Source organism: Xenophilus azovorans DSM 13620, assembly GCF_000745855.1.
GTDB lineage: Bacteria > Pseudomonadota > Gammaproteobacteria > Burkholderiales > Burkholderiaceae_C > Xenophilus > Xenophilus azovorans.
Genome location: NZ_JQKD01000008.1, coordinates 140,883 through 156,841, shown reverse-complemented (window position 1 = coordinate 156,841; position 15,959 = coordinate 140,883). Strand labels below are relative to the sequence as shown.

General features: G+C 73.7%; 10 protein-coding genes. 2 read left to right on the top strand and 8 right to left on the bottom strand.

The window, feature by feature from the left end; genetic code table 11:
- Positions 1 to 21: 21 nt before the first annotated feature.
- The 8 genes from Q392_RS07565 to phnD form a co-directional block, all read right to left on the bottom strand.
- Complete coding sequence (locus Q392_RS07565) at positions 22 to 819, bottom strand: hypothetical protein (protein ID WP_245610666.1); 798 nt, start codon at positions 817 to 819, stop codon at positions 22 to 24.
- Complete coding sequence (gene mltA, locus Q392_RS07560; protein WP_084216936.1) at positions 816 to 2,438, bottom strand: murein transglycosylase A; 1,623 nt, start codon at positions 2,436 to 2,438, stop codon at positions 816 to 818. The genes Q392_RS07565 and mltA overlap by 4 nt, the downstream gene beginning before the upstream one ends.
- Before the next feature lie 55 nt (positions 2,439 to 2,493).
- Positions 2,494 to 4,329: a serine/threonine-protein kinase gene (locus Q392_RS07555; RefSeq protein WP_038203995.1), complete on the bottom strand. Its 1,836-nt coding sequence runs from the start codon at positions 4,327 to 4,329 to the stop codon at positions 2,494 to 2,496.
- The gene (gene tagF, locus Q392_RS07550; protein WP_038203990.1) at positions 4,322 to 4,942 is read right to left on the bottom strand and encodes a type VI secretion system-associated protein TagF; all 621 of its coding nucleotides are present in this window, start codon (positions 4,940 to 4,942) and stop codon (positions 4,322 to 4,324) included. Before tagF ends, Q392_RS07555 begins: the two co-directional genes overlap by 8 nt.
- Positions 4,943 to 4,944: 2 nt before the next feature.
- A complete protein-coding gene (gene tssM, locus Q392_RS07545) occupies positions 4,945 to 8,637 on the bottom strand; it encodes a type VI secretion system membrane subunit TssM (protein ID WP_038203987.1) in 3,693 nt (1,230 codons plus the stop codon).
- Positions 8,634 to 9,953, bottom strand: coding sequence for a DotU family type VI secretion system protein (locus Q392_RS07540; RefSeq protein WP_038203983.1), 1,320 nt, complete (start codon positions 9,951 to 9,953; stop codon positions 8,634 to 8,636). The genes tssM and Q392_RS07540 overlap by 4 nt, the downstream gene beginning before the upstream one ends.
- Positions 9,950 to 11,290 carry a type VI secretion system baseplate subunit TssK gene (gene tssK, locus Q392_RS07535; RefSeq protein WP_038203980.1) on the bottom strand — a complete coding sequence of 447 codons (1,341 nt, stop codon included), beginning with the start codon at positions 11,288 to 11,290 and terminating at the stop codon, positions 9,950 to 9,952. The genes Q392_RS07540 and tssK overlap by 4 nt, the downstream gene beginning before the upstream one ends.
- Positions 11,291 to 11,619: 329 nt before the next feature.
- On the bottom strand, positions 11,620 to 12,636 hold the full coding sequence (gene phnD / locus Q392_RS07530; protein ID WP_038203977.1) for a phosphate/phosphite/phosphonate ABC transporter substrate-binding protein: 1,017 nt from the start codon (positions 12,634 to 12,636) through the stop codon (positions 11,620 to 11,622).
- A 145-nt stretch (positions 12,637 to 12,781) separates the two neighbouring features.
- Here phnD and Q392_RS07525 point away from each other — a divergent pair, with 145 nt between their 5' ends.
- Positions 12,782 to 14,713 carry an ATP-binding response regulator gene (locus tag Q392_RS07525; RefSeq protein WP_245610665.1) on the top strand — a complete coding sequence of 644 codons (1,932 nt, stop codon included), beginning with the start codon at positions 12,782 to 12,784 and terminating at the stop codon, positions 14,711 to 14,713.
- Between the two features lie 169 nt (positions 14,714 to 14,882).
- On the top strand, positions 14,883 to 15,956 hold the full coding sequence (locus Q392_RS07515) for an ABC transporter substrate binding protein (protein WP_084216933.1): 1,074 nt from the start codon (positions 14,883 to 14,885) through the stop codon (positions 15,954 to 15,956).
- Positions 15,957 to 15,959 lie beyond the last annotated feature (3 nt).

The following is a 15,959-nucleotide window of genomic DNA, read 5'->3' as shown; positions in this document are numbered from 1 at the left end:
TGTCCTGAATTGGGTATGGCTTCAGGAATAGGACGCCTCAGCCCCGAGGATTTTGAAAACCTCCAGGATCGCGGCCATGTGGTCCGGCACGACGGCGATGCCCAGGGTCTCCTGCAGCCAGCGGCCGATCTGCGTGCGCGCGTAGTCGGTGGGCAGCGCCTCGCGCTTGTGCACCAGGCCGAGCCGGCCGGCGCGGTAGTGGTAGGAGGCGATGGCATGGCGCGCCGCCACGCCCGAGAGGCCGCCCGGCGCCTCCTGGCCGAAGCCCTCGCACAGCAGCAGGCGCTCCGGCTCGTCGAGCGCGGCGATGAAGGCGCGCGCGGCCGCATGCACGGCGGCGCTGGACAGGCCGTGCTCGGCCAGCCGCGACTCGGCGTCCTCGTGCGCGCCGAGCTGCGCCTCGAGCTGGCCGTCCGTCACCTCGTCGCCGATGGACAGCTTGCGGCGGAAGGCGCTGGCACGGGTGCAGTCGATCAGGTAGCGGCGGAAGTAGGCGCACAGCGCGAAGGCGCTGGAGGGCGCGCTGTGCTGCGCGCGCTCGCGCGGCTGCGGCGCCTCGCCGTCGCTGCCGTCGTCGGGGTCGGCGTCCAGCCGCAGCACCTTCACGTAGATGAACTGCGCCACCAGCTCCTGCCGGCCTTCGCCGAGCACCTTCAGCTCCGGCGGATGGCAGCCGCGCAGCGCCTCGCCCACGATGCCGTACATGCGCCCCATCTCGCCGGGCGACAGCGTCTGCCGGCGCCGCCAGAGGCGGACCAGTTCGGCGCTGTCGGCGGACGAGAGGGTGTCCTGCATGGTCGGCGTGGGAGCGCCGCTCAATCAGCGCAGGTCTCGTCGTCGGGAACGAGGCAGTTCGCCAGGCTCGCGCCGCGCGTGCGCAGGCCCGGCAGCGTCGAGGTGCTGGCCGCGGCCACCGCCTGGCCGCGCGGCAGCAGGATCCACAGCTGCCCGCGCTCCTTCATGCGGCGCGCCTGGGTCGCGGCGGTCTGGCCGTTGCCGAAGAAGTAGTCGGCCCGCACCGCGCCGCGGATGGCGCCGCCGGTGTCCTGCGCGATGGTCAGGCGCTGCATCGGCGTGCCCTTGCCGGGCTCGCGCGTGGAGACGAACACCGGGTAGCCCAGCGGTGTGCTGCGCGGATCGACGGCGATGGAGCGCCCGGGCTTGAGCGGCACGCCCAGCGCGCCGACCGGCCCGTCGGCCGGGGCCGACACTTCCTTGAAGAAGACGTAGCTCGGGTCGGAGATGCCGGAGCCCGCCACCGCCCCGCTCGCCTTGCGCCCGGGCACCATCACAGCGCCGCTGGCCACCGGCCGCGCCAGCACGAAGCCGCGCGTGCGGATGGCGCCGACGTCGCCGATGTCGTCATCCTCGTCGTCGTCCAGCTCCAGCTCGATGGCGCCGCCGCGCGTCTTCACCGCAGTGCGCGTCTTGCCGCCCTTGCCCTTGGCCAGCGTGGGCCGGAAGGGCTGGCCGTTCTGCTCGGCGTAGCCCAGGCGGATGACCTGGCCGTCCTTGAAGCGGATGCGGCCCGAGCCCTGGATCTGCATCTCGTACAGCGCCGTGGCGCTGCTGACGAAGGCCAGCACCCTGGCGTTGGGCGCGCCACGGGTCTCGATCTCCTCGCGCGTGAAGTAGGGCTTGATCTCGCGCCCGTCGATGCGCAGGCGGGCCTTGCGGTCGAGCGTGTCGCGCACGATCTTCGACAGGTCGAGCGCGTAGATGCCGGCCGCGCCCAGGTCGCGCGTGGACAGCCCCTGCTGCACCGCCACGTTGCGCCCCTGCACGCGCGCGGCGACCACGCCGTTGCCGGCGGGCAGGCGCCGCGTGTCGAGGAACAGCATGTCCTCCGGCTGCCCGTAGACGGGGTAGATGAAGGGCGGCGAATAGGTGCGGCTGCCTTCGATCTCGGGCTCGAAGTAGCCCGTCACCACGCCGTCGGGGCGGCGGTCGTCGTCGCGGATCTGGTAGGCGGCGAACTCGCGCTCGAAGAAGCCGCGGATGGCCGGGTCGCTCTTGCCGTCCACTTCGCGCGCGCGGTCGCAGACCTCCTTCCACAGCACGCCGCGGCCGGTGAGCACGCGGCAGCTCGTCAGGAAGGCCGGCCAGCTCTCGGAGAAGTCGTCGCGGCTCCAGCCGGGCACGTTGGCGAAGGGCACCGCCGTGTAGGTGGCCAGCTGCGTGGAGAAGGTGCGCGCCTGGCCGGCGACGCTGCTGCCGGGCGGCGGCGTCGACGGGCGTGCGGGCGCCGCCACGGGTGCGGGCGCCGGGGGCGGCGCCTCGGCCGTGGGCGCCGGTGCAGGCGCCGGCGCGGGGGCCGGGTCGGTGAAGGGCAGGACGCCCGCGCAGCCGCCCAGGGCCAGGCCCAGGGCCAGCCCCAGGCCGGCCAGGCCGGGCCGCCTGGCGGGGATCGCTCGGGGATCGGTGGGATGCGTGTTCATGGCTCATCACTCCTTGTGCAGGGGCCCGTTCCTCGCGGGCCTTGTCTGCAGACGATCACTTCTCGACGATTCTGAAATGCGCGACGCCGTAGACGTCCTGGCAGGCGCCGCCCTGCGGGCACACGGGCTTGCCCAGCAGCGGCGTCGGCCCGTCGCCGCGCGCCGCCTCCAGCGCGGCCAGCACGGGCAGCGCGAACTGCGGAAACACGCCGTCGTTCTGCGCTCCGGACTGGCTGAAGTCGCGCTCGTGCTCGCTGACGACCACGGCGAACTCGTTGGTGCCGGGCGGGCCGCCGGCATTCATCGGCCACGAGGCACGCGGCAGCGAGAGCGTGCCGCCGGCATTGATCTTGTTGTACTTGTCCAGCAGGTTGGGGAAGAGCAGGAACATCTCGCCGCCGCTGGACAGCAGGTAGACGTAGACGTAGCCCTCGCGCTTGCTGCTGACCTCGAAGGCCAGCTTGTCGCGGCCGACCTGCACCTCGGGCTTGGCGGCCGAGGCGCCGACCTCGAAGCCGCGCGTGGCGCGCTCGCCCAGCGCCTGCAGCGACTGCAGCGGCGTGCGCGGCGAGGGCGCGGCGGGCGGCGGCGGAGGTGGCGGCGCGGGCGGCGGCGGGACCTGCGCCACCGGCGGCGGCGCGGGCGTGGCCGCGGTGCCGGTGCCCGGCTGCTCGTCCGGCCGCTGCTGCGTCCACCACCAGGCGCCGGCGCCCAATGCCAGTGCGACGGCCACCCCGCCGGCGGCGAGGGCCTTGCCGCGCCCGGCCGCCGCAGCGGGGGCTGGTGCCGGCGGCGGCGGAGGCCGCGTGCCCGCGGCCGGCGCGGCGCCGGCGTGCGGCGCGCCGCCGGGCGGGCGCAGCGGGGCGATGGTGGTGGTCTCTTCCAGGCCCAGCGCGGCGCGCAGCTCGCCCATCGACTGGAAGCGGTGCTCCGGCCGCACCGCCAGGCCCTGGTCGACCGCCTCCAGCAGCTTCAGGCTGTAGCGCTGGCGCAGCAGTTCGTTGCCGGCCAGCGGCACGTAGCTGTCGGAGATCACGCGCGCCACCGAGGGCGGCGGCGCCCGGCCGCACACCGCCACATGCATCACCGCGGCCAGGGCGTAGACGTCGGTCCACGGGCCCTGCTTCATGTCGGGCATCTCGGCGTACTGCTCGACCGGCGCGTAGCCCGGCTTGAGGATGACGGTGATGGCCTGCGTCTTGTCGCTGATGACGCGGCGCGCGGCGCCGAAGTCCAGCACCACCGGGCGGCCCGAGCCCTCCAGCAGCATGATGTTGTCGGGCGCGATGTCGCGGTGGTAGCAGTTGGCGTTGTGCATCACCGCCAGCGCCTGCGTCACGCCGTCCATGACGCGCATCAGCCAGCCCTCGTCCACGCCGCCGGGCATCGAGGCCAGCGCCTGGCGCAACGTCTGGCCGCGGTACAGCGGCATCACCATGTAGGTGGTGCCGCGCTCCTGCCAGAAGCGGTAGACCTTCAGCAGCGAGGGATGGTCGAACTGCGCCAGCAGCCGCGCCTCGTTGATGAAGCTGCGCATGCCCAGGTCGAAGGTCTCGCGGTGCTTGTCCGACAGCGGCGAGACGGTACCGTCGTTCTGCCGGGTCGAGAGCGACGTGGGCAGGTACTCCTTGATGGCGACGGTGCGCTCCAGCGTGTGGTCCCACGCCTCGTAGACGGCGCCGAAGCCGCCCTGGCCGATCAGGTGCGTGATCTCGAACTCCGCCAGCCGGCTGCCGGCGGGCAGCACGCCTTCCTCCTGCATCGGCGGCGCCGTCGGCGGCGCGGCGCCGCCGGGGGTGGACAGCACGGTCGCCTCGGCGCCCGGCCCGGGGCCGGACAGCACCTGGGTGCGGTCCGGCTCGTCGCTGCGCGGCGGCACCGGCTCACTCATGGCCAGTCTCCAGCATGCAGTCGAACAGCGCGTCGAAGCGTTCGCCGGCGGGCAGGCCGGCGGTCAGCATGCGGCGTGCGCCGGACTCTGCCGGGTCGGTGAGCCACAGCGACTGCCCCTGCGCAGGCCAGGGCGCCTCGGCCGCGTCCTGCTGCACCGCCTCGTCCGCCGCACCGGCATGGCGGGCCAGCGCCTCGTCGAAGCGCGCGGCGTCGAGGTCCTGCTCCAGCCCCTCCAGCGCGGCCTGCACGGCGGCCTGCCACCAGCGGCATGCCGCCGGCCAGCCACCGGCCGGCAGCGCCGGCAACTCGCAGGCCACGGTGAAGGGGAAGTAGCGCCCCACGCCGTCCACCGAGGGCATCAGCACGCCGATCCAGGGCGCGTCGCCGGCCACGCCCGGCGCCAGCACGAAGCACCACAGCGGGCCCTGCAGGTAGTGCTGCGCCCAGTCCTCGTGGCGCAGGCGCATGCCTTCCATGCCGTGCTGCAGCCAGACGTCCCAGCGCGCGCGGAAGGCCTCGGGCAGGCGCCGGTGGGCGAAGTCGCCCATGCCGGGCAGCTTGCCGAACCAGCCCGGCAGCTCGCCCGGGTGCGCCAGCGGCAGCCCCTGCATGTTCACAAACCCTCCGGACACGAGAACTGCAGCAGCTCCGGCATGCGCAGCGGATGCCGCACGCTGTTGGTCGTGACCTCGAAGCGGGCGCGCCGCGCGTCGAGCTGGAAGGTGATGAAGAACTTCTCCGGCGCGTCGCCCGGCTGGAGCTGGCCGCGGTCCAGCATCTTGAACAGCGCCCACGGCCCCTCGGTCACCTGGCCGGAGGTGCCGCCCGCCGTCGGCGGCTGGATGTTGATGCGCACCTGGTTGGTGTTGCGCGGGCCGGGCCACTGCACCGTCATCGGCACGATCGGGCCGTGCGCGTACTTGACGAGCTGGCCGTCCACGTCGAGCGTGAACTGGGTGATGCCCGCGTCCAGCTCCACCGGCCTGAAGTCCAGCCGCATCGCCGGGCCGCGCCCGCCGCCGCGGAAGAACACCTGCTTGATCATGTCGGCCCGCTCGAACTGCTGCAGCGCGGCGGTGGAGATGGCGCCCTGCTCGGCCACCGGCTTGTAGCGCCACGGGCGGCGGCTGGTGTCGACCAGCTGCGCCAGGCGCTTCTGGAAGAAGTCGTCCATCATCCCGCCGGGGCCGAACATCTGGCCGAAGTCCTCGGGCAGCACGTCGCGGCTGCTGCTCTCGACGAAGGGGTAGCGCCCGGCGATGGCACGCCGGCAGAACTCGGTGACGGGCTGCAGGTCCTGGCTCAGGTTGCCGCGCTCGGCCACGCGCGCCTGCGCGGCGCCGGTGGTGCTGAGGTTCTCGATCATCGAGCGCACCGGCTCGGGCAGCCGGCCCGCGTCGGACTTGAGCTTGCCGGCCACGTCGCCCGGCGGCGGCGAGCTGCGGCTCTTGACCGCCGTGTCCACCGCCGTGAGGTAGACGTACACCTCGTTGAAGAGCTTGAGCGCGTCGTCCAGCGGCGCCGGCGCGTTGGGCACGGGCGAGACCACCAGCCGGCGCAGCGGCTCGAAGCGATCGTCGACGATGCTCTCGATGCCCTTGCCCGGCGGCAGCTGCAGCCGGGTGGGGTCGTTGCTGCCGAAGAGCTCTTCCAGCCCCTTGCGGGTGTTGCGCACCGTCTCGGCCGCCCGGCTCACGGTGGACTTGTCGCCTTCCTTGGGCGTGAGCGTGGTCTCCTTGACCACCGCGCGCAGCAGGTTGGCCAGCGGCGAATCGACGCCCGAGAGGATGCGCGCCATCTCGATGTTCTTCTCCAGCCCGCCGGCGCGGATCAGGCGCACGTCGGCCAGCAGGGCCTCCCACACCTTCACGTACTCCTGCAGGTACAGGCGCCGCACGCGGTCGGTGAGCGGGCCCAGGTCGGCCGCCTCGCGCGCGCGCTCGGCGGCGCCCTTCTCCTCGCCGAGCACCCACGGGTCTTCCGCCGCCAGCAGGCCGGTGACCACCACCACCTGGCTCTGGAAGCGCTTGTGGTAGCCGTCGTAGGTGAACATGCCGGGCACGCCCTCGGTTAGCGGCTTGCCGCTGGGCCGCTCGAACACCAGCGGCGCCGAAGGGCCCGCGGCCTGCGCGATGGTGAAGTCGGGCACGTCGCGGCCCAGGCGCTGGCGCTTGAGACGGCTGAAGATGCGCGCCTCGGGCGGGTAGCTGGCGAGCAGCGCGCGCACGCTGCGCACCAGGTTCTCGTCCATCGCCATCGGCACGCGCGGCGGGCCCTGCGCGATCAGCGCGTCGAGCTGGTCTTCCAGCAGACGGCGCTGGTCCTCGGGGACGCCACGGTCCAGCGTGCGCGCCCAGTCCAGCGTGATCCAGGCCTTCAGCGCCTCGGCGTCGAAGTGCTCCGGCTGGTGGATCATGAGGTAGCTCTTGAGCGCCTCGTAGGCGAACTCCAGGTTGTCCTTGCCGGCGCCGCGAAGCTGGTCCTCGATGCGCTTGGCCAGTTGCGGCAGGAAGGCCTCGTTGAGCGCGCGCTGGTAGGCCGTGTGCGCCGCCGCGTCCAGCTTGTCGCCCTGGTACAGGCCCAGCGTCATCGCGAGAGACGGATCGCCCTCGCCGTTCTTCGGCGTGCGCCAGATGTCGCGCAGGCCCTGCATCACCGGCGCGAGCTGCACCGGGTTGTGCACCTGCGGCGGCAGCGCGGCGAGCTGCTCGCGCATCGGCCCGACGCGCTCCTGCACCGACTCGACGTAGCCGGTGTTGCGCCAGGCGCTGTAGCCCCAGGCGGCCAGCAGGCCCGCGGTGGCCAGCACCATGGCGCTGACGCCGGCCAGGCGCAGCACGTGGCGGCGGCGCTCCAGCTTCACGTCGACGCCGGCCAGGCGCTGCTCGGGAAAGACCACGTCCTTGAGCAGCGTGGTGAGGAAGTAGCTGCGGCCGCTGCCCCGCTGCGGCGCGAGGATGGCGCGCTCGATGCCGAAGCTGCGCGCCAGCGAGCCCATCACGCGGTCGATCGGGCTGCCCTCCTGCGTGCCGCTGGTGAAGTACACGCCGCGCACCCAGGGCGGCTGCGCGAAGCGCGAGCCGGTGAAGACCTGGTCGAGCAGGTCCTGCAGCAGCGGGCCGACCGAGGCGAACTGCGCCGGGAAGCCGAAGATGGCGGCGCGGCGCTGGCCATCGGTCTCCTGCTGCATGCGCTCGACCAGGCCGTTGTTGACGCGCTCGTGCAGCAGCGCGAACTCACGCTGGAAGGGCGCGGCCAGGCCGTGCTCGGCCAGGTGGCCGCCCTCTCGGGAAGACGCCGGGCCGCCCCAAGTCTTCCCGTCCCCCTCGGGGGGCGGGCTGGACGCAGTCCAGCCCTGGGGGTCCATGAGCTGCGGCAGCGTGAAGCCGAAGACCTGCGCGCGCTGTTCCTTGCCCAGGTCGGCGAAGTACTCCATGAAGCCGTAGAGCAGGTCGCTCTTGGTCACCAGCACGTACACCGGCAGGCGCGTGGTCAGGCGCTCGTCCAGTTCCAGCAGGCGGGCGCGGATGGAGGCGGCCAGCGCGCTGCGCGCCTCGGTGCCCTGGCTCAGCAGGTCGGCCACGCTCACGGTGAGGAACACGCCGTTGAGCGGACGGCGCGGGCGCGACTTCTTCAGGAGGGCGAGGAAGCCGTCCCAGGCGCCCTTGTCTTCCGCCGCGTGGCTGTCCTGGGTGGTGTAGCGGCCGGCGGTGTCGATCAGCACCGCCTCGTCGGTGAACCACCAGTCGCAGTTGCGCGTGCCGCCCACGCCGCGGATGGCGCCGGGGCCGAACTTCTCGGCCAGCGGGAACGACAGGCCCGAGTTCACCAGCGCCGTGGTCTTGCCCGAGCCCGGCGCGCCGATGAAGACATACCACGGCAGGTCGTACAGGTAGCTGCCGCCCGACAGCGACAGCCAGTCGCGCCAGCCGGGCTTCTTGCCGGCGGCCGCCAGGCGCATCTTCTTGAGCGTGGCGACGGCCTCGGAGAAGCGGTCGGCCAGCACCTTCTGCTCGGCGCTGCCCGGCGCCGCGGCGGGCGCGGACGCGGCGGCGGGCGCCTTCATCAGCCCGTCGGTGAGCTGCTGGCTGGCCTTGCGCACGCGCCAGCGGCGGATGGCCCAGCGCAGCAGCACGATCAGCACCAGCACGCCGATGACGATGGCACGCGCCAGCTCGCTGGCCAGCGGCGCGAACTCGCCGACCTTCACCAGCGGGCCGATCCACCACACCAGCACGGCCAGCGCCGCCAGCGCCAGCACCGTCAGCAGCACGGGGTGGAACAGCAGTCTGAGGACTTTCTTCATCGCTGCGCCTCCGCGGGCTTCACGCCGCCGGCGCCGGTGATCAGCACGATGTCCACGCGCCGGTTGCGCGCGCGGTTGGCCGGCGTGTCGTTGGGCGCGACGGGCTCGGCATCGGCCTTGCCCTCGGCTTTCATGCGCGCGGGGTCGACCAGCGGCGCCAGCGCGGTGCGCACGGCCTCCGCGCGCGCGGTGGACAGGTGCCAGTTGGACGGGAAGCGCAGCGAGCGGATCGGCTGGCTGTCGGAGTGGCCGGTGATCAGCACCTCGCCCTGCACCTCGGCCAGGGCCTGGCCGATGCGCACCAGCACCGGCATGGCCGGCGCCATCGGGTCGGCGCTGCCGGAGCTGAAGAAGGCGTCGCCGCGCAGGCGCACGGTGCTGCGGTCGGCCTCGTCGGTGACGGTGACCAGGCCCTGCTTGATCTCAGGCTCCAGGAAGCGCGCCAGCCGCGGCGCCTTGGCCGGCACCACGGGCGGCGCGATCTTCACGCCCGGCATGCGCAGGCCGGCCAGTTGCGACCAGGTGTCGTCGGAGCGGTTGTTCAGCCAGATGCGCAGGCCGAACCACGACAGCGCCAGCAGCAGCAGCAGCACCGAGCCGATGACCCACAGCGGCACCGCGTCGCGCAGCCGCGCCGTGCCGCCGCCCTGCCCGCGCCAGTGCGGCGACAGCGCCGGCTCCAGCGCCGGGCGGTCCTTGCGGATCAGGTCGGCCAGGCGCTGGCGCACGGTGTCGAGCTGCGCCTTGCCGTTGTCGAGCACGCGGTAGCGGCCCTCGAAGCCCAGGGCCAGCACGCAATAGATGAGTTCGAGCAGGTCGCGGTGCTTGGGCACGTCCTGCGCCAGCTTGGCCAGCAGCTGGAAGACCTTCTCGCCGCCCCAGGTCTCGTTGTGGAACTGCACCAGCAGGCTCTGCTTGTTCCAGCCCGACTGCACGCCCCAGGGGGTGTTGGCCACCGCCTCGTCGAGCGCGGTGCACAGGATGTAGCGCGCTGCCAGCACCGTCTCGTTGGCGGCGCCGGCCTTGCGTGCCTCCGCGTCGAAGCGCTGCACCGCCTCGGCCGCGCCGGCGCGCAGCGCCGGCACGCTGGACGGCTGCGCCAGGTGGCGCAGCTTGCCCATCAGCACCAGCAGCCGGCCGGCCGCCGACACCAGCGGGTTGAGCAGGCCCAGGCCGCCCAGTTCGGCCGGCAGCGGTTCGGCGGCGGCCGCCGGGGGCATGGCGGGCGGCGGCGCGCCGCCGCCGGGCGTACGCGGCTTGGGCTTGATGACGGTGCGCTCGGACTCGAACGCCGCGAAGGGATCGGGAGTGCTCATGACCGTATCGCCCAGAACGCCAGGTCGAGGCCGGGGAAATCGCCCGCGATGTGCATCGCCATGCCGCCGGACTGCTCGAGTTGGCGCCACAGCTCGCTGCCGCGCGTGTCCAGCTCGAAGTAGTTGGCCCCGGCGTGGAAGGGGATCTGCCGCGGCGCCACCGGCAGCGGCGCGAGCGCCACGCCCGGCAGCTGCAGGTTGACCAGGTCGCGGATGCGCTCGACCGGGCCGATCTTGACCTGCGTGGGGAAGCGCGCGCGCAGCGCCTCGGCCGGCATGTGGGACTGCACCGCCAGCACGAAGGTGGCGTTGCGCTGCAGTTCCACGTCGGGGATGAGCGCCACGCGCACGCCGTGCTTGCGGTCGTGCAGCTCGATGCGGATGGCCGACTGCTCCAGCACCATCGACAGGCTGCGGCGCAGGTCGTCCATCAGCGGGCGGAAGCTGGCCTCCAGGTCGTCGTGCACGTAGGGGCCGAAGCGCGCCGAGCGGCGCGCGTCGCGGAAGGTGCCCAGGTCGCCGGCCAGGCCGAGCGCGTGCTCGTAGAAATGCAGCGGATGCAGCGCCGCCGTGCGCGCGAGGTGCGAGAAGTGCGCCAGCACCGGCTCGTGGCGGTTGACGGTCTGCAGCAGCATGAAGTCGGCGATCTCGGCCACGCCGCCGGTGCCGCCCTGCGTCATGCGGCCGGCCAGGGCCTCGGCGCGCTGGCGCAGCAGGCCCAGCAGTTCCTCCACCCAGCCGCGCACCACCGCGCTGGCCGCCACGTCGAGCAGCGGCGGCACGTGGGTGCGGTGCAGGCTCACCTGGTTGTCGGTGCGGCGCTCGACCACCCGGGCCACCGGCAGCGTGGTCCAGGCGTCGGTGGCCTCGCCGGCGCGCAGCAGGCGCGTGTGCAGCGCGCCGAGCTGCACGGTGGCGGTGCGCTCGCCGCCGGTGTTGGAGTCGGGCACCTCGGCCTCGGTCACGCGGTGGCGCACCAGGTCCTCGTAGCCCTCGGCGTCGGCCTCGCGCGCACCCGCGCGGCGCACCGGCAGCGCCAGCACCACGGCTTCGTCGCGCATCGCGGCGGGGATGTCGAGGGGCTCGGGCAGCGGGTCCACCGCCGGCATGTCGAACACGGTGCCGTCGCCGAACACGCCGACGGCGCGCACCAGCGCGATCTTGCCCAGGGCCAGCGCGGCGGCGTCGAGTTCGAGTTCGGAGAAACCCCAGGCGCAGGGCACGGTGCCGCGCAGGAGCACGTGCCGTGCGTGGTCCGCATGGCGCTCGGCCTGCTGCAGGTGCTGGGGCGCCAGCAGCATGCCCTCGCTCCACACCACTTTCGATCGCCAGCTCATCCGCGCGTGCTCCGGGGTCGGAATCGAGAATCCATGCGGCTATCCAGGTGTGTGCAAGCGGGCGGCCCGCACCGCAGGCGGCGCGAAGGGGGCCAGGGAACCGGAAGTTTCAGTGTGTGTCCGGCGCGGGCAAATCCGCCGGACGGCCTAGGCCGCGCAGGATGGCTAGGGCGAAGGGCTTAGATGTTCCACGGCGCGGCGCCTCGATCCGGAGGCCGCGGAGCAGGCCATGCGGGAACATCCGCGGAACGGGCTTGGCCCGGCCGCAGGATGTGACCCCTTGAGGGGGTGGGCGAAGCGCCACGAAGTCCGCGAAGACTGGGGGTGGTTTACGGATTCGCGCCGCGCAGCGCCGCCTGCTGCTCGGCGTACTGGCCCTCGATGCGCGACAGCCGCGCCTGGCGCGCGGCCTCGTTGACCCATTGCGCGGTCATCGCGTTCTGGCGCGCGAGCTGGTAGGCCAGCCTGGCGGCCGGCAGCAGCGAGCTGTTGTCGGCCGCGACGAAGCCCGCCAGGTCGTGCAGCGCCTTGAGCACGGCACGCTCGGCGTAGCCGCGCGGGCCGGGGGCGCGCGCATAGCCGGTCAGGAAGGCCTGCACCTGCGCCTGGAAGGCCGGCGGGTAGTCGCCGCGCATCACGATCTGCGCGTGCGGGATCAGGTCGGATTCCCACAGCACCTGCAGCCGCGCCGCCTCGGCCGGGAACTGCAGCTTGAAGCGCTCGAAGTCGGCCGTGTTGTTGGTGGCGACGTCGGCGTCGCCGTTGGCCGCCGCCAGCGCCGCGGCCTGGTGGGTGCCCACCAGCTCGCTGCGGAAGCGCGTCTCCATCACGATGCGGTTGGGCAGGAACAACTGCAGCTGCGGCACGATGTAGCCCGAGACGGAGCGCGCCTCGCCGCGCGCCAGGCGCCAGCGCTCGGGTGCGTCCAGCACGGCCTGCAGCGTGGCCGGCGTGCCGCGGCGGCCCAGCAGCAGCGCGCGATAGCCGGGCAGGCCGTCGTGGCGGGTGACCTGGGCCACCACCTTCATGCCATGCAGCGTCACCGCGTCCAGCGCCATCCGGCCCGAGAGGAAGGCCATGTCGACCTCGCCGCGCTGGATGGCCTGCTCCAGCGCCGCATAGGAGGTGACGGACAGCACCGACACCGGCCGGCCGAGCGCACGCGCGAGGTCGGCCAGCAGCGGCTCCCAGTCGTTGCGCGACTCGAAGGCGCCGCCCAGGGGCAGAATGCCGAAGCGCACCGGCGCCGCCGCGTCCTGTGCCCGCAGGGCCAGGGGGCTGGCCGCCAGCGCCATCAGCAGCGCGCGCCGGCGCCACGCCGTGGCGGCGCCGCCGGTCGAAGGCATGCAGCAGGAAGGAGCGAGGAGCGCGCGCATCGGAGGCAGGGGGCCAATCGCAAACCGGGCACTGGCCATGCGGCCACTGGCCGGCACCGCAGGGGTCGTCACACAATTAGAAACCAATCGACCCGTCTTTTGTGAAGTGGTGGGCTTGAGCGACGCACTTTCTTCTCCCGCCGAACCCGCGGCGTCCCCTGTCGAGGGGACGCCGTCGCGCGCCGCCGGCCGGCGGCTGGCCGATCTGTCGCTGGCGCAGCAGCTGGTGCTGCTGGCCGTGCTGCCGGCCGTGCTGGCGGTGCTGGGCACCGCGGCCCTGCTGACGCGGCAGTACCTCGGCGGCGTCACCGAACTGGTGCGCGCCAACGCGCAGAGCATGGCGCTGCAGGTGGCGACGGCGGCGCAGGGCCCGCTGGCGCGGATGGACCGCCGCGCGCTGATGCGGCTGGCGCAGTCGGGCATCCAGCAGCCGCACGTGCAGCAGGTGCAGGTGTGGTCGGAGGACGGCGAGATCGTCGCCAACGCCGAGACGCCGGACCGCCGGCGCGAGGCGGGCCTGCAGATGGTGGTGCCGGTGGTCGACGACGCCGGCCAGCCGGCCGGCAAGGTGATGGTCGAGATGAGCCTGGACGCGCTGGACAGCGCGCGCCGCACGCTGTGGCTGAACGTGGCCGTGATCCTGGGCGCCTGCGTGCTGGGCGTGGTGCTGGCGGGCCTGTGGGCGGCGCGGCGCATCAGCGCGCCGATCCGCCAGCTCGGCGCGGCGGTGGACCGCCTGGGCGCCGGCGAGGAGGCCAGCGTGGCGGTGCGCGGCACGGCCGAGGTGCGGCGCCTGCAGGCCGGCTTCAACCAGGCGGCGCGGGCGCTGGCCGAGAGCCGCCGCCTGCTGCACAGCCGGGTGGACGAGGCCACCGCCGAGCTGGCGCGCAAGAACCAGCAGCTGGAGGTGGCCAGCCAGGCCAAGACGCGCCTGCTGGCCGCCGCCAGCCACGACCTGCGCCAGCCGCTGCATGCGCTGACGCTCTTTTCCGACGGCCTGGCCAGCGGCGAGACCGATCCGGCGCGCCTGACGCGCATCGCCCACATCCGCGAGTGCGTGGAGTCGCTGGACCGCCTCTTCTCCGAGCTGCTCAACCTCTCGCAGCTCGACGCCGGCGTGGTGCAGCCGCAGTGGATGGAGTTCCCGCTGGACCGCCTGTTCGACGAGATCAGCCGCAACTTCCGCCCCGTGGCCGAGCAGCAGGAGCTGCGGCTGGTGGTGCGCAAGACCGAGCTGTGGGTGCGCAGCGACTACGTGATGCTCTCGCGCATCCTGTCCAACCTGGTGTCGAACTCGCTGCGCCACACCACCGCCGGCGGCGTGCTGGTGGGCGCGCGGCGGCGCGGGCGCATGGTGCGCATCGACGTGTGGGACAGCGGCGTGGGCATCGCGCCGCAGCACCAGGCGCGCGTGTTCGAGGAGTTCTTCCAGATCGACCCGCAGCGCGGCCGGCGCGGCATGGGGTTGGGGCTGGCCACGGTGCAGCGGCTGGCCGGGCTGCTCAACACGCGGGTCGACCTGCGCTCGCGCCCCGGCCGCGGCACCTGCGTCAGCGTGACGGCGCGGCTGGTGGCCCCGCAGGCGGTGCAGGCCCTGCCGGCGGCGGCGGTGCCGGTGCTGCCCTCGGACGACGAAGCGCGGCTGGACGGCGTGACGGTGATGGTGATCGACGACGAGCGCACCATCCTCGAGGGCCTGCAGGTGGTGCTGTCGAACTGGGGCGCGCGCGTGCTGCCGGCGCAGAACCGCGCCGAGGCGCTGGACCTGGCCGCGCGCTGGGAGGCCCCGCCGGACGTGGTGGTGAGCGACCTGCTGCTGCAGGGCGGCGACAACGGCCTGGACCTGCTGGCCGCGCTGGAGCGGCACCCGAACGGCATCGGCGCGGCCACCGCTCGCCTGCTGGTCACCGGCGAGACCAAGCCCGACCGCCTGCGCGAGGTGGCGGCCGCCGGCGTCGCCGTGCTCTACAAGCCGGTGGCGCCGCGGGCATTGCGCCAGGCCATCCGGGCGCAGCTGGCGAAGGTGCGCGAGTCGGCTCTGCCGTAAGGCATATCCCGCTGGCGGTCCATCGCAGGGGGCAGGTGTGCGATCGTGCACGCCTCCACCGCCACGCGCGCGTGTTCTAAGCCCTCTGCCTTATCGCCTGGCGACACCCCCCTGCGTACATTGGAAGCGCCTGCCTTTCCGGCGGGTCAGCCTCCTTTCCGCCGCCCCGATGACGCCTCCGGCCTTCCGCCTCCTTGTTCTTCCTTTCCGCCGCCTGGCGGCGCGCATCCTCGCGGCGCTGCTGCTGGGCCTGCCGCTCATGGGCCTGCCGGGGCCCGCCCACGCGCTGGCCTGGCGGGTGGTCACCGCCGACGACCTGCCGGCGCACGCGGAGTTCGTGCGCGCGCTGCGCGAGCCCGCCGGGCAGGCCGCGGCCGCCCCTGCCATCGAGATCGTCCGGCTGGACGCCGGCGGCGCCCTGCCCGCCGCGGCGCCGGAGAGCAACGAGGACAGCGTGGTGGCCGGCGTGCGCACGCGCAGCCTCACGCGCGATGCGCCCGCGGCGCACGCGCTGCCGCCGGAGGGGCTGACCATCGCCCTCGGTGCCGCGGCCGCCCGCGCCGCGCTGGCCCAGCCCGGGCGCGAGCCGCTGCTGCTGGCCATGCTCAGCCGGCTGGACTACGAGGACCTGCGCAGCCTGCCCGCTTTGCGCCAGGCGCAGCGCCGCGTCGGCGTGCTGCTGCGCGAGCCGGCGATGGCCGACCAGCTCGCGCTGGTCGACGCCGTGCTGCCCGGCAAGCGGCGGCTGGGCCTGGTGGTCACCGGCGAGTCCGCCCCGATGGTGGAGGAGCTGCGCCGCGCCGCCGCCGCCATGGGCAGCGACTGGCAACTGAACGTGGAGGCCGCACCCGACGCGCGCTCGCTGGCCGCCGCCCTGCGCGTCGTGCTGCAGGACAGCGATGCGCTGATGGTGCTGCCCGACCTGATCGGCGACAGCCAGGCTGCCACGCTCGCCGTGCTGCGCGCGGGCGCCAGCGCCGGGCTGCCGGTGTTCGGCACCAGCGAGGGCATGGTGCGCTCCGGCGCGCTGGCGGCGGCCGTCTCCACGCCCGCCCAGCTCGCCCGGCAGGCGCGCGGCCTGGGCGAGCGCCTGGTGGCCTCGGCCGGCCAGGCGTCCGCCGCGCCGCTCGTCGAAGGCGCCACGCCCGCCAGCGTGCGCGTGAACGCCACCGTGGCGCGCGGGCTCAAGCTGCGCGTGCCCAGCGAGCAGGAGCTGGCGCAACGGCTGAGCGCGCCCAGATGAGCG

Bases quoted from the DNA above. Each gene is read 5' to 3' on its own strand.
- mltA (WP_084216936.1), bottom strand. From the start codon at position 2,438: ATGAACACGCATCCCACCGATCCCCGAGCGATCCCCGCCAGGCGGCCC.
- Q392_RS07555 (WP_038203995.1), bottom strand. From the start codon at position 4,329: ATGAGTGAGCCGGTGCCGCCGCGCAGCGACGAGCCGGACCGCACCCAG.
- tagF (WP_038203990.1), bottom strand. From the start codon at position 4,942: ATGCAGGGGCTGCCGCTGGCGCACCCGGGCGAGCTGCCGGGCTGGTTC.
- tssM (WP_038203987.1), bottom strand. From the start codon at position 8,637: ATGAAGAAAGTCCTCAGACTGCTGTTCCACCCCGTGCTGCTGACGGTG.
- Q392_RS07540 (WP_038203983.1), bottom strand. From the start codon at position 9,953: ATGAGCACTCCCGATCCCTTCGCGGCGTTCGAGTCCGAGCGCACCGTC.
- tssK (WP_038203980.1), bottom strand. From the start codon at position 11,290: ATGAGCTGGCGATCGAAAGTGGTGTGGAGCGAGGGCATGCTGCTGGCG.
- phnD (WP_038203977.1), bottom strand. From the start codon at position 12,636: ATGCCTTCGACCGGCGGCGCCGCCACGGCGTGGCGCCGGCGCGCGCTG.
- Q392_RS07515 (WP_084216933.1), top strand. From the start codon at position 14,883: ATGACGCCTCCGGCCTTCCGCCTCCTTGTTCTTCCTTTCCGCCGCCTG.